Below are 13,657 nucleotides of genomic sequence, written 5' to 3' on the forward strand. Positions count from 1 at the left end.
CGTGCGACGTTCCCACATTGGATTTTCAGTGAGTTTTACAGCGGCGCCGGCTGAATGATCTCAACCCAGTACGCGTCCGGGTCCTTGATGAACGCCAGGCTCTTCATGCGGCCGTCATTCAGGCGTTTCTGGAAATCACAGCCCAGTGCTTCGAAGCGCTCGCAAGCCGCGCGAATGTCTGGCACCGAAATGCAGATGTGGCCGAAACCGCGAGGGTCGGTGTTGCCATTGTGGTAGGCGAAATCCGCATTGTTCTCGGTGCCGTGGTTGTGAGTCAGCTCAAGAATGCCGGGAATCGATTTCATCCACTGGGTACGTGCAGCGGCGTCGGCCGGTATCAGGTTCTTATCGACCAGCGCCAGGAAATACAGGCTGAACTCGGCTTCCGGGAAATCGCGCTTTTCCACCAGTGTAAAGCCGAGGATGCGCGTGTAGAAATCCAGCGATTTGGTGATGTCCTTGACCCGCAACATGGTGTGGTTGAAGACGAATTGCTGCGTGGCAGTGTCAGGTTGGGCGGTAACGCCGGGGAAGGTGTTCAGTTCGTGCAGGCTCATGGGCCCTCCGGAAAAAAGTGGGGCAAACGGCGCTCAAGACAAGAGCTGTCCCTTGGCTTGCCGTTGATGGGACTTGCTTGCAGTACGCCAATAATACGCAAGGCTGTGTATTGCACCAAAGCAAAACCTTCAGCTATTGCCTGGCGGCGTGGCGGGGCTCAGACTTTAACGCTCGCCCCGTCAGTGTTGAGTGCAATGTTTCGACCGTATCGCTATTTGATTGTTTTGACCTGCCTGTTGTCGGCTGTTGCCCGCGCCGAGACTGTGCTTCCTGAAATTACCTGGCCCAGTGGCTGGGAGGTGCAGGTATTGCCGCAAGAGGGTGTGGCCGTTCAGACGGCGGCGAAGGTTACAAGGCAGCGGGCGGTGAAAAACGATGAAAACGGTGATCCGGTGCTGGTCATGGAGTTGACCATGAGCCAGGTTGAGCCGGGGCATGAAGTCAATTTGCAAGGCGTGCTGCTGGAAATGCGCAAGTCCGTGCAAAAGGATTTTTTTCGGGGCGGTTATCAAAGTGTTTGCAACAAAATTCATCCCGCTACATTGAGCAGGCTGCAAGCGCTGGAAACCACCTGCACGGTCACCCAGAATGGACGACATGTGTTGTCGCAAACATTAGTCGCGGCGCTAGATGCCGATAAGGCCTATGTTTTTTCCTACGCAGGCCAAGCCGAGGCTTATGCCGCAAGTCAGGATGAAATACGCGATGCGCGAAACAGTTTGAGACTTAAGTAGTGCGCGATGTCTGCATGCTAGCCGTGCCGAGGGATATTGTTTAATACCCAAAGGGATTAAGCAGAAAGTTGTACCGGATGCCTGTGGTATTTGGCCGGCGTTTCCAACTAGATCGACGATCATCGTTGCATTAAGTATAGGCGAGCATAAAAAAGCCCTGCACAGGCAGGGCTTTTGGAGGGGCGCAGGAAAGCTTAAGTGCGCAGCCAGGAGTCAACGGTGCTTGCACCATATTGTTCCTTCCAGGCTTTCAGGCCACGGTGATTGCCGCCCTTGGTTTCAATCAGTTCACCAGTGTGCGGGTTTTGATAAACCTTGACCACACGGGCGCGGCGGGTTTTCGGTGCGGCGGCCTGCAGCAGGCCGGATTTTGGGTTCGGGTTGAGAATGGCGATGATGTCGCGCAAGCTCTTGCCGTAGGTTTTCATCAGCCCCTGGAGCTTTTCTTCGAATTCGATTTCTTTCTTGAGCCCGGCGTCGTTCTTCAGCGATTCCAGCTGCGCGAGCTGTTCTTGAAGGGCCTTTTCAGCGGCACGAAATTCAGCGAGTCTGGACAATATCTTTACTCCAATAGTGTGTTTGGCTGATACCAACCGCCAACAAAGCTATAAGCCAAGAGCCTTGTAGCGACTCGGTGTTAATGGCTCACCTGTCAATCTTGCGCAGGCAAGAAAAATTGTAGTAGTTAATTTGCTCAGAGTAAATCACGTCTTTTTCATGATGTAACGCGCGTTGCTGTTTGATGCAATTTGCGGCGTGGATCCTTTTGTTGAGGATGTCCATGGAACGCGCAAAGTGGCTAATTAATGGCTGTTCAACGCAATAATGAAATCGGTAGCCGGCATGGGTCGCCCAAATAGGTAGCCTTGCAGGAAGTTCACCCCGTGACGGGCAAGATAATCACTCTGTTCGAGGGTTTCGACACCTTCGGCAACGATACCAAGGTCCAGCTTGGCCGAGAGTTCGATGATGCTGTCGAGTATGTGGCGGGACAAGGCATCAACACCGATCATCGCCACAAAGCTCTGATCTATTTTCAGAAAGTCCACATTGAACTGGCGCAAATAGCCCAGGCTTGAATGCCCGGTGCCAAAATCATCGATCGCAATCATCACCCCCAACGCATGTAACTGTTCGAACAATTGAAGGGTGATGGCGTTGGGTTCGATCAGCTCGCGCTCGGTCAGCTCCAGAACCAGCGCAACCTTGCCGGGCGGGAAGGCGGCGAGAAACTCGCGGCAATCGTCTACCAGCGCAAGGTCACGGCAGTGGCTGGCGGTGATGTTGATGCCGATGTGAAAGCGCTCATGGAACATAGGCGCATGCGGGGCGAGCAACGCGGCAGTCTGGCGCATCAACGAGCGGGTCATCGGCACGATCAATCCGGAATGCTCGGCGAATGGAATGAACAGGTCCGGACGCACCAGGCCTTCTTTTGGGTGCTGCCAGCGCATCAGGACCTCGACGCCTGCCCACTCTTTGCTATCACCGTGAACCACAGGCTGGAAGTAAGGAATGAACTCATTGGCTTCCAGTGCCCGTTGCAGTTCATGAGTCTGTGACGACGAGCGTTTCTGCAGCCAATGACCAACGGCCCCGGCGATCACCCCAAAGAAGATCAGCAGGCTGAACAACGGCGGGTATTCGCTTTTCATGTAGCGCCAGACTTCGCCCTCGGGAAAACCGGCCTCTACTTCAAAGGCATACCGCGAAGACGCAAGGTTGCTTCGGGCTACCGGCAATACGGACAAGGTGCCCTCGTGGACCTGGCCATCGGTAGATAACCAGTGGGGGCCGACTTGCAGTAACAGTAGAGTCTGGCGACCAATCAGCCGCAGGACGTTGCTCAGGTGATAGCCGTCAAGGGCGGTCAGGGCGCCTTGCTTGCCTTCGCTGAGGCGATACACCAGCACCGCGGTATTGGGTGTGACCGGGTTGCCGTTCATCAACCACAACTTGCCTTGTGTGTACTCGCCAGGATCAACCGCTGCCTGATAGTCGCCAAATAGTGAACTGCAATATATGTTGTTGTCCCACACAAGATTGGTCGAACGCACGAAGGGCCGGCGCGTGACTTGTTCGCGCAGGGCCAGTTTGACATCGGCGCAAGGCTGTCCGGCCAGCGGCAGCAGTTCTTGTGCCGCCAGCGCGGTGTCATCGAGCATCAAATCGAATTGCCGCACCGCTTCTTCGGCCGTTTGGTGGGTGCTTTGCTCCAGCGCCCGTCCGGCCTGCATATGCAGAATGACGAAGCCCAGCACCACCGGCACCAAGCCGATCAACAGCGTGATGAGGTTGCGAGTCCGTGGCGTGCGGCGGGCTTTGATGGTCAAGGGCATGTGTGGAACCTGCGACGATGGAGTAGGGAGCTCAAGTGCAGGCAGGGCACAGGCTTGCCTCTCAAAAAGAGTACAGACAAGGGCCATGATAGATGGCGTAAAGGCTTTGCGCTTTTCAACGGTAGTCCAGGCTTGCGGCCAACTTGATAAACGCCAGGGTCGCCGGTGATGACTGGCGCTGGTCGAGTACTGCCAGGCCGACCTGACGTTTGACCGGCGGTGAAAGTGGCTTTTTCACGTAGCGCGCATGTTCCGCGTTCGGCAGCGAAAGTTCGGCGACCAGTGTCAAGGCGTCGCCACGGCTGACGGTTTCCAGTGTGCTGAGCAACTGCGAGCTGCGATAGCGAATGTCCGGAGTCAGCCGGGCGGCGCTGAACAGGTGCGAAACCAGCTCCGAAGAGCCGGCTTCAGTGAGAATGAACGGGTCGTGACACAGATCACTCAAGCTCAGGCTGTCGCGTCGGGCGAGTTCATGAGTGGCCGGTATCAGCGCGACCATCTGGTCTTCCACCAGGGCAAACGTATCAAAGCGTTCCTCGGGCAACACCACAAAACCGATATCGATACGCCGCTCGTCAAGCCATTGCAGCACTTGCCGATCCGGGCCTTCGTCAACGTGGATCTCGATTCCGGGATACGCCGCACGGTAGTGCTGCAAAATCTTCGGCAGCAGTTTGATCGACGAGGTCGGTCCGAATGAGCCGATACGCAGCGTGCCACGTTTCATTCCGCGAGCATCCGCTGCTTCCTGGCGCAAGGTGCTGGCCAGCCCGAGCATGGCGCGGGCGCGTAACAGCAGTTGTTGTCCGATATCGCTTAGCTCGATGTGGGACTGATGCCGTCTGAGCAACTCTACACCGAGTTCCTGCTCCAGCGACTTGATGGCATGGGACACCGCCGACTGGGTGATGCCCAGGCGGTTGGCCGCACTGGTGAAACCGTGCAGCTCGGCCACCAGCGAAAAAATCTCGAGTTGGGTCAGGGTCATGAGTATTTACTCATTTTACGATGATCAGGCATTACGCAAAGAATACGTCATCCGACTTCCTTCTCGGCGTGGAAATTTATGAAAAGCCTTGTCCAAAGTGGCTCCCGTGATTCAGATGTTCCGGTTTACCTGAAACTCGCCACGGTCACGATGATCTGGGGTGGGACCTTCGTGGCTGGCCGGTTTCTCGCCGACGCTCTCAGCCCGTTATTCGCGGCGAGCCTGCGCTTTCTGTTGGCGAGCCTGGCCTTGCTGCTGTTTATGGCTCTGGCGCGCATCCCTTTGATGCGTCCGACCTTCAGGCAGTGGTTGCAGTTGGGCGTGCTGGGTTTTTTCGGGATCTTCTTTTACAACCTGTGTTTCTTTTACGGCTTGCACTACATCAACGCCTCTCGGGCATCGCTGATCGTGGCGCTGAATCCGGCGGTCATCGGGTTGGCGTCGTGGCTGCTGTTCAAGGAGCGCTTGAGTCGGGTCAAAATTGGCGGCATCGCGATCTGCATCGCTGGGGCAGGGGTGGTCATTTTCAGTCGCAACCAGCCGGTGTTTGATGGCGGCGCCGCGAACAGCTGGATCGGTGATCTGCTGATTTTCGGTTGCGTGTTGGGTTGGGGCATCTATTCGTTGTTTTCCAAAGGCCTGAACCAAGCGTTGGGCCCGCTGCACACCGTGACCTACTCGATTGTGCTGGGCACATTGATGTTGTGGACGACCAGCGCCGCACGCGGCGAGGTGAGTCTTGAGGTGTTGGGCGATTTGCAGGTGACGCAGCTGTTGAGTCTGTTGTACCTGGGGGTACTCGGTTCGGCACTGGCCTACATTTGGTACTACGACGGTATTCGTAAAATCGGCGCTACCCGTTCGGGGGTGTTCATCGCCCTGAATCCGCTGACGGCAGTGATACTTGGCGCGCTGTTGCTGGGCGAGCAGTCGAGTGGGGCGATGTACCTGGGAGGCGGGGCGATTCTGCTGGGCATTTACCTGTGCAATAAACCCCTTGCACCGGCGTCAAAAAGGGGGATTTTATAGAGAAGGCGGACAAACAAGGTTACGCTGTGTAGAATCCGGTTACGCATATAAGAATAACGTCTTCTGGCAGCAGAAGCCTCGCCCGCAAGAGCCTTGGGTCGACAATGAAGATATTTGGGTTCCAATTGATCTACGGTGATTTTCTCGCCCGCAGTGTGCGAGGTATCTCCTGTGCGCCACCCGCCGCTCTCAGCAGTGCTTGTAACTAACGTTCCGTTAATTCCAAAAGCATCATGATGAGGCGCCAACCATGGCAGATTTATACGAAAACCCAATGGGCCTGATGGGCTTTGAGTTCATCGAATTCGCATCGCCGACCCCGAACACCCTTGAGCCGATCTTCGAGATCATGGGCTTCACCAAGGTCGCGACCCACCGCTCCAAAGACGTGCACCTGTATCGGCAGGGCCAGATCAACCTGATCCTCAATAACGAACCCCACAGCGTGGCGTCGTATTTCGCGGCTGAACACGGTCCGTCGGTATGCGGTATGGCGTTCCGGGTCAAGGATTCGCAAAAGGCCTACAAGCGCGCCCTGGAACTCGGCGCCCAGCCGATCCACATCGAAACCGGCCCGATGGAACTGAACCTGCCGGCGATCAAAGGCATCGGCGGCGCGCCGCTGTACTTGATCGACCGTTTCGGTGAAGGCAGCTCGATCTACGACATCGACTTCGTGTTCATCGAAGGCGTTGACCGCCACCCGGTCGGGGCCGGCCTGAAGATCATCGACCACCTGACCCATAACGTGTACCGCGGCCGTATGGCCTATTGGGCGAACTTCTATGAGAAGCTGTTCAACTTCCGCGAGATCCGTTACTTCGACATCAAGGGCGAATACACCGGCCTGACCTCCAAGGCCATGACTGCCCCGGATGGCATGATCCGCATCCCGCTGAACGAAGAGTCGTCCAAGGGCGCCGGGCAGATCGAAGAGTTCCTGATGCAGTTCAACGGCGAGGGTATCCAGCACGTTGCCTTCCTCTCCGATGACCTGATCAAGACCTGGGATCACCTGAAAAAGATCGGCATGCGCTTCATGACCGCGCCGCCAGACACCTACTACGAAATGCTCGAAGGCCGTTTGCCAAACCACGGCGAACCGGTCAACGAACTCCAAGCGCGGGGGATTCTGCTGGACGGTTCGTCCGAGGCGGGCGACAAGCGTCTGTTGCTGCAAATCTTCTCGGAAACCCTGATGGGCCCGGTGTTCTTCGAATTCATCCAGCGTAAAGGCGACGATGGCTTCGGCGAAGGCAACTTCAAGGCACTGTTCGAATCCATCGAACGCGACCAGGTTCGCCGTGGTGTGCTCTCGACTGAGTAATCTGACTCAACGGTAAACCTGTGGGAGCGGGCTTGCTCGCGATAGCGATCTGTCAGCCAACATCAATGTTGAGTCTGAAGACGCCATCGCGAGCAGGCTCGCTCCCACATTGTTTTGTGTGCTTTACGGGCGGCGATGCCGCATCAAATGCTTGAAGCCCTCAAACACCAACACCAGCACCGCCAGCCAGATCGGGATGTAGGTCAGCCATTCTCCCGCCTTGATGCTTTCTCCCAGCAGCAATGCAACCCCCAGCAACAGCACCGGTTCGACATAGCTCAGCAGCCCGAACAGGCTGAATGGCAGCAAGCGGCTGGCAATGATGTACACCACCAGTGCCGAAGCACTGATCACCCCGAGCAGGGGGATCAGCAGCGACAACCACGGGTGTTGATCGAATACGGCAAAGCCTTGTTCACCGCTGTGCACGAACCCGTACGCCACCGGCAGCATCAGCGTCATGTCCAGCCACAAACCGCCGAGGTTGTCCGACGCCAGACGTCGGCGCAGCACGAAATAGGTCGGGTAACCGATGGCCACCAAGAGAGTCGCCCAGGAAAAACTGCCCACCTGATACAACTCGTTGAGCACGCCGAGGGTGGCGAAAAACGCGGCGATCTTTTGCAGGTACGAGAGCTGTTCGCCATAGGCGATGCGCCCGGTCAGCACCATGGTCAGTGGCAACAGGAAGTAGCCCAGCGAAACGTCAAGGCTGTGGCCGTTCAGCGGCGCCCACATGAACAACCAGAGTTGCACGCCGAGCAATGCCGAGGAAACCAGCAGGCCACCGAACAATGCCGGTTTGCTGCCCACTCGACGGAGGATCTCGACCACGCGCCGCCATTCGCCGGAAACCACCATGAACACGGTCATGCACGGCACGGTCAGCAGCATTCGCCAGCCGAAGATTTCCACGCCGCTCAGGGGCGACAGCAACGAGGTGTAGAAATACATGACGGCGAACAGCACCGAGGCTGACACCGATAGAGCAATACCTTTAGACAAACTGTCCTCGCGAGACATTGAGTGAGCGTGAAACGGGTGCAGAGGATACGTGGTTTCAGAGCCGAATATTGTCCGAATGATCAACATAAACCAACTGTGGGAGCGAGCCTGCTCGCGATGGCGGTCTACCAGCCAACATCAATGTTGAATGTGAAACCGCTATCGCGAGCAGGCTCGCTCCCACAGGGGTATGTGTTTATTTAGTTGGAACGTGGTTTACGCCCAGACACGAAATGGCCCATGTCATTGAACCCTGGCGTCGACGAGTGCCCCGGCGTCACCAGCGAGTCGATGAAGGCTTCGTCTTCAGCCGTGATCTTCACCGCCAGGGCCTTGGTGTAGGCATCCCATTGGGCTTCGGTGCGCGGGCCGACGATGGCCGAGCTGACGGCAGAGTTGTTCAGCACCCAGGCGATGGCGAACTCGACGATGCCGACGCCGCGCTCTTGGGTGTATGCCTGAATCTGCTGGGCAATGCGCAGCGACTCGACCCGCCATTCGGTTTCCAGGATGCGCTTGTCCTGGCGCCCGGCGCGGCTGTTGGCGTCCGGGGTGACGTCTGGCGCGTACTTGCCGCTCAACACGCCACGGGCCAGCGGGCTGTAAGGCACCACGCCGAGGCCGTAGGCATTGGCGGCGGTAATTTGTTCGGTTTCGGCCTGGCGATTGACGATGTTGTACAGCGGCTGGCTGATCACCGGTTTGTCGACACCGAGTTTCTCGGCGACGCGGATTACTTCGGCGATACGCCAGCCACGGTAGTTGGACAAGCCCCAGTAACGGATCTTGCCTTGGCGAATCAGGTCGCCGATGGCCGACACCGTGACCTCCAGCGGCGTGTTGTGGTCTTCGCGGTGCAGGTAATAGATGTCCAGGTAATCGGTGCCCAGGCGGGAAAGGCTGGCATCGATGCCATTGAACAGGTGCTTGCGGCTCAGCCCGCTGCGATTCGGCACACCGTCCACCGGGCCGAAGCCGACCTTGGAAGCCACCACCCATTCGTGACGGTGGCCGGCAATCGCTTCGCCAACGATCTCTTCGGAGCTGCCGCCGGTGTAGACGTCTGCCGTATCGATGAAGTTGACGCCCTGATCCCAGGCCTTCTCGATGATCCGCAGCGAATCTTCGGTGCTGGTCTGCTCGCCAAACATCATGGTGCCCAGGGTCAGGGTGGACACTTGCAGTCCGGATTGGCCCAGTGTGCGGTAGGTCATGTGCGAAATCCTTTTACCGGTGGGAAAGGCTCAATCAAATACCAGAACAACCGCACGGGGCAAACGGAATTATCGAACACCGCAGATCAAATGTGGGAGCGAGCCTGCTCGCGATGAGGCCATAACATTCACCATTGAGGGGGACTGTTACACCGCTATCGCGAGCAGGCTCGCTCCCACAGGGATTGTCAGGTATCAAGCGCGCAAGGTGCGGGTCATGCGCAGCGCCAACAGGCTGCCGCAAACAATCACCCCCGCCAGCAGGTACAACGCTGCATCGGTCGAGCCGGTGCTGTCCTTGACCCAACCGACCAGGTACGGGCTGAGGAAACCGGCCATCTGGCCCATGGAGTTGATCAACGCCAGGCCACCGGCAGCAGCGCCGGCGCTGAGCATGGCGGTAGGCACTGGCCAGAACATCGGCAAGCCGGTGAGGGCGCCCATGGTGGCGATGGTCAGGCCAAGAATCGCAATGGCCGGGTTGGCCGCAAAGTTCACGGCGATCAACAGACCCACCGCGCCCATCAACATCGGCACCACCAAATGCCAGCGGCGTTCTTTATGCAAGTCCGCCGAGCGACCGACCATCAGCATGAACACGGCTGCCAGCAGGTACGGAATCGCACTGAGCCAGCCGATCACCAGGTTATCGGCGAAACCGAGGTTCTTGATGATCGACGGCAACCAGAAGTTGATCGCGTACACACCGCTTTGAATGCAGAAGTAGATCAGGCCGAACGCCCAGATTGCCGGGTTCTTGAACACGGCCAGCAGCGAGTCGGTGGCGGTTTTCGGTTTGCTGGACCAATCGATGGCTTGATCCGCCTCGAGCACGGCACGCTCTTCTGGCTTGAGCCATTTGGCGCTGGCGAAGTTGTCGCTGAGCAGGAAGAACGCCAGCGCACCCAGCGTGATGGTCGGAATGCCTTGCAGCAGGAACATCCACTGCCAGCCGGCGAGGCCACCTTGACCGGCGGCGAAGTGGTTGAGAATCCAGCCTGAGAACGGGCTGCCGAGCAGGCCGGACACCGGAATCGCCGACATGAACAGCGCCATGATGCGGCCACGGCGGAAGGTCGGGAACCACTGCGAGAGGTACAGCACCACGCCCGGGAAGAACCCGGCTTCGGCGGCACCGGTGAACAGGCGCAGGGTGTAGAACCCGGTCGGCGTGGTGACGAACAGCAGGCAGGTCGACAGCATGCCCCAGGTGACCATCATCAGCGCGATCCAGCGCCGTGGGCCGAACTTGCTCAGCGCCAGGTTGCTCGGCACGCCACACAACACGTAGCCGATGAAGAAAATCCCGGCCCCGAGGCCGTACACGGTTTCGCTGAATTTCAGCGCATCGAGCATCTGCAGTTTGGCAAATCCAACGTTGACCCGGTCGAGGTAGTTGAACAGGTAGCAGACAAAGATGAAGGGGATCAAGCGCAGGGTAACGCGCTTGTAGACGGCGTTTTTATCGTCATCGGTGGCCAGGGTGGCAGCGGCGCTCTGTGACATGGCGGGACTCTCTTTATTATGATTTTTTGCGAGGCAAGGGTAACGTTGGTCGTCTGGAGAGTCTCGGTCACCCCTACGCGGATGTCTTTGTGCCTGAGCACAGGGTTTGCGCCAACAGCCTGTGCGGGTGAACAATCAATCACCGCACGTTTTCAAGGATTACGTCGCATGTTCGAACTCGATCACGACCTGGCGCAGGATATCGTCGACCGGGCGATGGCCATTCTGCCGTACAACGTCAATGTCATGGACAGCCAGGGGCTGATCCTCGGCAGTGGCGAGCCGGAGCGGATCAACACCCGACACGAAGGTGCGCAACTGGTGCTGGCGAATGGGCGGGTGGTGGAAATCGACGCGCAGACCGCTGTGCACCTCAAAGGCGTGCAGCCGGGGATCAATCTGCCGTTACTGCTCGATCAGCGTTTGATCGGCGTGTTGGGTATTACCGGTGAACCCGAGCAGCTGCGGACCTATGCCGAACTGGTGCGCATGACTGCCGAGATGCTGGTCGGCCAGCGCAACCAGCAGGCCGAACAGCAATGGCGTCGCCAGCGTTGCGATGACCTGCTGGCGTTGCTGCTCAGCGAGGCCGGGGATTCGCCGCGGCTGATTGACGAAGCTCAGCAAATGGGCCTCAAGCCGCAGCTGTCGCGCACGCCTTATTTGTTCGAGCTGGGCCTGGAGCATGGAGCGGGGCAAACCGCCGAGGCCTTGAGTGCCTGGCTGATCTCACGCTATCCCGACAGTTGGTGCGTGAGTTCCGCCAAGTCGTCATTGCTGTGGTGCCGGCCGACCACGCAAGCAGTGGACAACGAGCGCTTGCTGGAGAAACTCGAAGGCCTGGGCTGGAACATTCTGCGCGTCGCCGTGGGTGGCCAGGCCGATGGTTTGCAAGGCTTGCGCCGCTGCTATCGACGGGTCGGCGACTTGCTGGCCTATGGGCGCGATGTGCTGCCGAAAACCCGGTTGCTGATGCTGAACCGCTATCGATTGCCGGTCATGCTCTGGCGTCATCGCAATGACGATGCCTTGGACGAGTTGCTCAGTCCGCTGCGCAAAGTCATCGCCAAGGACAGCAACGGCCAACTGTTGGCGACGTTACGAAGCTGGTGCGAACACGACGGCCAAAGCCAGGCCTGTGCCGATGCATTGGGCGTTCACCGCAACAGCCTACGCTACCGCATGGAGCGCATTGCCGAACTCAGCGGCGTTGACCCGCTGCGCCTCGACGGCATGCTCGCGCTGTACCTGGGCGTGCAACTGCTGCCCGAGACAGACGCCAAACCGTGAACGACATAAATCCCTGTGGGAGCGAGCCTGCTCGCGAAGAGGTCATCACATCCAATATCCATGGCGACTGACACATCGCCATCGCGAGCAGGCTCGCTCCCACAATGGATCGGCAAAGTTCACAACATTTTGTTTCGCTGCCAATCCTTGTGGGTTTTGTGAGAATGAACAATAAACCCCTGTTGCACTTGTGCAGCGGACCGGCGTTATTGTTCATATCAACTGGCAGCATGGGCTCCATTGGAACTGGAGAATTCACATGAAAATCGTCATCGCCCCCGATTCGTTCAAGGACAGCCTGAGTGCCGAAGCCGTGGCCACTGCCATTGCGCTGGGCCTGGCCGAGGTCTGGCCGGACGCGACGCTGGTCAAGTGCCCGATGGCTGATGGCGGCGAAGGCACGGTCGAGTCGATTCTCGCTGCCTGCGAAGGTGAGCTGCGCAGCGCCAGCGTGCAGGGTCCGCTCGGTATACAGGTCGACGCGCACTGGGGCTGGCTGCCCCACAATCACACTGCGATCATCGAAATGGCCGAAGCCAGCGGCCTGCAGTTGGTGCCGGTGGGGCAACGCGATGCGTGCATCAGCAGCACCTTCGGCACGGGCGAACTGATCCGCGCGGCACTCGATGCAGGGGCTCAGCGGATCATCCTGGCCATTGGCGGCAGTGCGACCAACGACGCAGGTGCCGGTGCGTTGCAGGCGCTGGGTGTACGACTGCTCGATGCTCAGGGGCAGATATTGAAACCGGGTGGGCTGGCATTGGCGCAACTGGCACGGATCGACCTGAGTGAAATGGACCCGCGTCTGGCCGGCGTGCGCTTCGAGATCGCCGCCGACGTCAACAATCCACTGTGCGGTCCTCATGGTGCCTCAGCGATATTCGGTCCACAGAAAGGTGCATCGGTCGAGCAGGTTCAACAACTGGATCAGGCCCTTGGGCATTTCGCCGGGATCTGCGCCCAAGCGCTGGGAAAAGATCTGCGTGACGAATCGGGCAGTGGCGCCGCGGGCGGTCTGGGTTTTGCGGCCAAGGCGTTTCTTGGCGCGCAATTCCGTGCTGGCGTGGAAGTGGTTGCCGATCTGGTCGGCCTGGAAGAGGCGGTACGCGATGCAGACCTGGTGATCACCGGCGAGGGCCGCTTCGATGCCCAGACCTTGCGCGGCAAAACCCCGTTTGGCGTGGCGCGTATCGCCCGGCAGCAGGGCGTGCCGGTGATCGTGATTGCCGGCACGCTTGGCGAGGGCTACCAGCAGATGTACGAACATGGTGTGGACGCGGCCTTCGCCCTCGCGTCCGGGCCGATGACGCTGGAGCAAGCCTGCGCCGACGCCCCGCGCCTGCTACAGGATCGCGCCCGGGACATCGCCCGCGTCTGGCGCGTGGCAGTACATAAGCACTGAACACGGTCCTTTGTGGCGAGGGAGCAAGCTCCCTCGCCACAGGTAGGAGCAGTGTTTCACCACTGAAACACTTCTCCTGCCCAGAAATATATTTCGCTCAACCCTCCATAAAACCTAAAGCCCTGCCGATACAGGGTATAGGCGCATAACCCCTCAAATAAAAGTCGCCTACCTGCACGCTGGGCGCAACTTTCTGCCTGCCAGCGTTCACTGCATGGATGCTCGAAGACTTCACCACCCGAGAGTCATCCTATGTCCATACGTA

At 58.5% G+C, this 13,657-nt stretch carries 12 protein-coding genes; 5 read left to right on the plus strand and 7 right to left on the minus strand.

Going from position 1 to position 13,657, the window contains the following annotated elements:
* Positions 1-35: 35 nt before the first annotated feature.
* Positions 36-557, minus strand: a complete 522-nt coding sequence (gene gloA, locus AC1DHT_RS18685; protein WP_427537047.1) for a lactoylglutathione lyase — start codon at positions 555-557, stop codon at positions 36-38.
* A gap of 195 nt (positions 558-752) precedes the next feature.
* Between gloA and AC1DHT_RS18690 the strand changes: the two genes are divergently transcribed.
* The gene (locus AC1DHT_RS18690) at positions 753-1,292 is read left to right on the plus strand and encodes a DUF4946 domain-containing protein (RefSeq protein ID WP_427537045.1); all 540 of its coding nucleotides are present in this window, start codon (positions 753-755) and stop codon (positions 1,290-1,292) included.
* A 194-nt stretch (positions 1,293-1,486) separates the two neighbouring features.
* Here the strand turns inward: AC1DHT_RS18690 and AC1DHT_RS18695 are convergent, their stop codons facing one another.
* The 3 genes from AC1DHT_RS18695 to AC1DHT_RS18705 all read right to left on the minus strand — a co-directional run bounded on the left by AC1DHT_RS18695 (position 1,487) and on the right by AC1DHT_RS18705 (position 4,619).
* On the minus strand, positions 1,487-1,849 hold the full coding sequence (locus AC1DHT_RS18695) for a histone-like nucleoid-structuring protein, MvaT/MvaU family (protein ID WP_054597718.1): 363 nt from the start codon (positions 1,847-1,849) through the stop codon (positions 1,487-1,489).
* A 246-nt stretch (positions 1,850-2,095) separates the two neighbouring features.
* Positions 2,096-3,631 carry an EAL domain-containing protein gene (locus tag AC1DHT_RS18700; RefSeq protein ID WP_427537043.1) on the minus strand — a complete coding sequence of 512 codons (1,536 nt, stop codon included), beginning with the start codon at positions 3,629-3,631 and terminating at the stop codon, positions 2,096-2,098.
* 115 nt (positions 3,632-3,746) lie between these two features.
* Complete coding sequence (locus AC1DHT_RS18705) at positions 3,747-4,619, minus strand: LysR family transcriptional regulator (protein ID WP_427537041.1); 873 nt, start codon at positions 4,617-4,619, stop codon at positions 3,747-3,749.
* A 78-nt stretch (positions 4,620-4,697) separates the two neighbouring features.
* On the opposite strand from AC1DHT_RS18705, the gene AC1DHT_RS18710 reads away from it, so the two are divergent.
* Entirely contained in the window at positions 4,698-5,648 is a 951-nt protein-coding gene (locus tag AC1DHT_RS18710; protein WP_427537039.1) for a DMT family transporter, read from the plus strand.
* Positions 5,649-5,898: 250 nt separating this feature from the next.
* A complete protein-coding gene (gene hppD, locus AC1DHT_RS18715; RefSeq protein ID WP_427532360.1) occupies positions 5,899-6,975 on the plus strand; it encodes a 4-hydroxyphenylpyruvate dioxygenase in 1,077 nt (358 codons plus the stop codon).
* Positions 6,976-7,098: 123 nt separating this feature from the next.
* On the opposite strand, the gene rarD is transcribed toward hppD, so the two are convergent.
* From rarD to AC1DHT_RS18730, 3 genes are all read right to left on the minus strand, one after another.
* Positions 7,099-7,980: an EamA family transporter RarD gene (gene rarD, locus AC1DHT_RS18720; RefSeq protein WP_427537037.1), complete on the minus strand. Its 882-nt coding sequence runs from the start codon at positions 7,978-7,980 to the stop codon at positions 7,099-7,101.
* A 200-nt stretch (positions 7,981-8,180) separates the two neighbouring features.
* Entirely contained in the window at positions 8,181-9,194 is a 1,014-nt protein-coding gene (locus AC1DHT_RS18725; protein WP_427537035.1) for an aldo/keto reductase, read from the minus strand.
* 195 nt (positions 9,195-9,389) lie between these two features.
* A complete protein-coding gene (locus tag AC1DHT_RS18730) occupies positions 9,390-10,700 on the minus strand; it encodes an MFS transporter (RefSeq protein ID WP_427537033.1) in 1,311 nt (436 codons plus the stop codon).
* Positions 10,701-10,868: 168 nt separating this feature from the next.
* Between AC1DHT_RS18730 and AC1DHT_RS18735 the strand changes: the two genes are divergently transcribed.
* A complete protein-coding gene (locus tag AC1DHT_RS18735) occupies positions 10,869-11,990 on the plus strand; it encodes a sugar diacid recognition domain-containing protein (protein WP_427537031.1) in 1,122 nt (373 codons plus the stop codon).
* Between the two features lie 259 nt (positions 11,991-12,249).
* Complete coding sequence (locus tag AC1DHT_RS18740; protein WP_427537029.1) at positions 12,250-13,392, plus strand: glycerate kinase; 1,143 nt, start codon at positions 12,250-12,252, stop codon at positions 13,390-13,392.
* Positions 13,393-13,657: the final 265 nt, after the last annotated feature.

The organism is Pseudomonas sp. 05N432 (genome assembly GCF_056396945.1).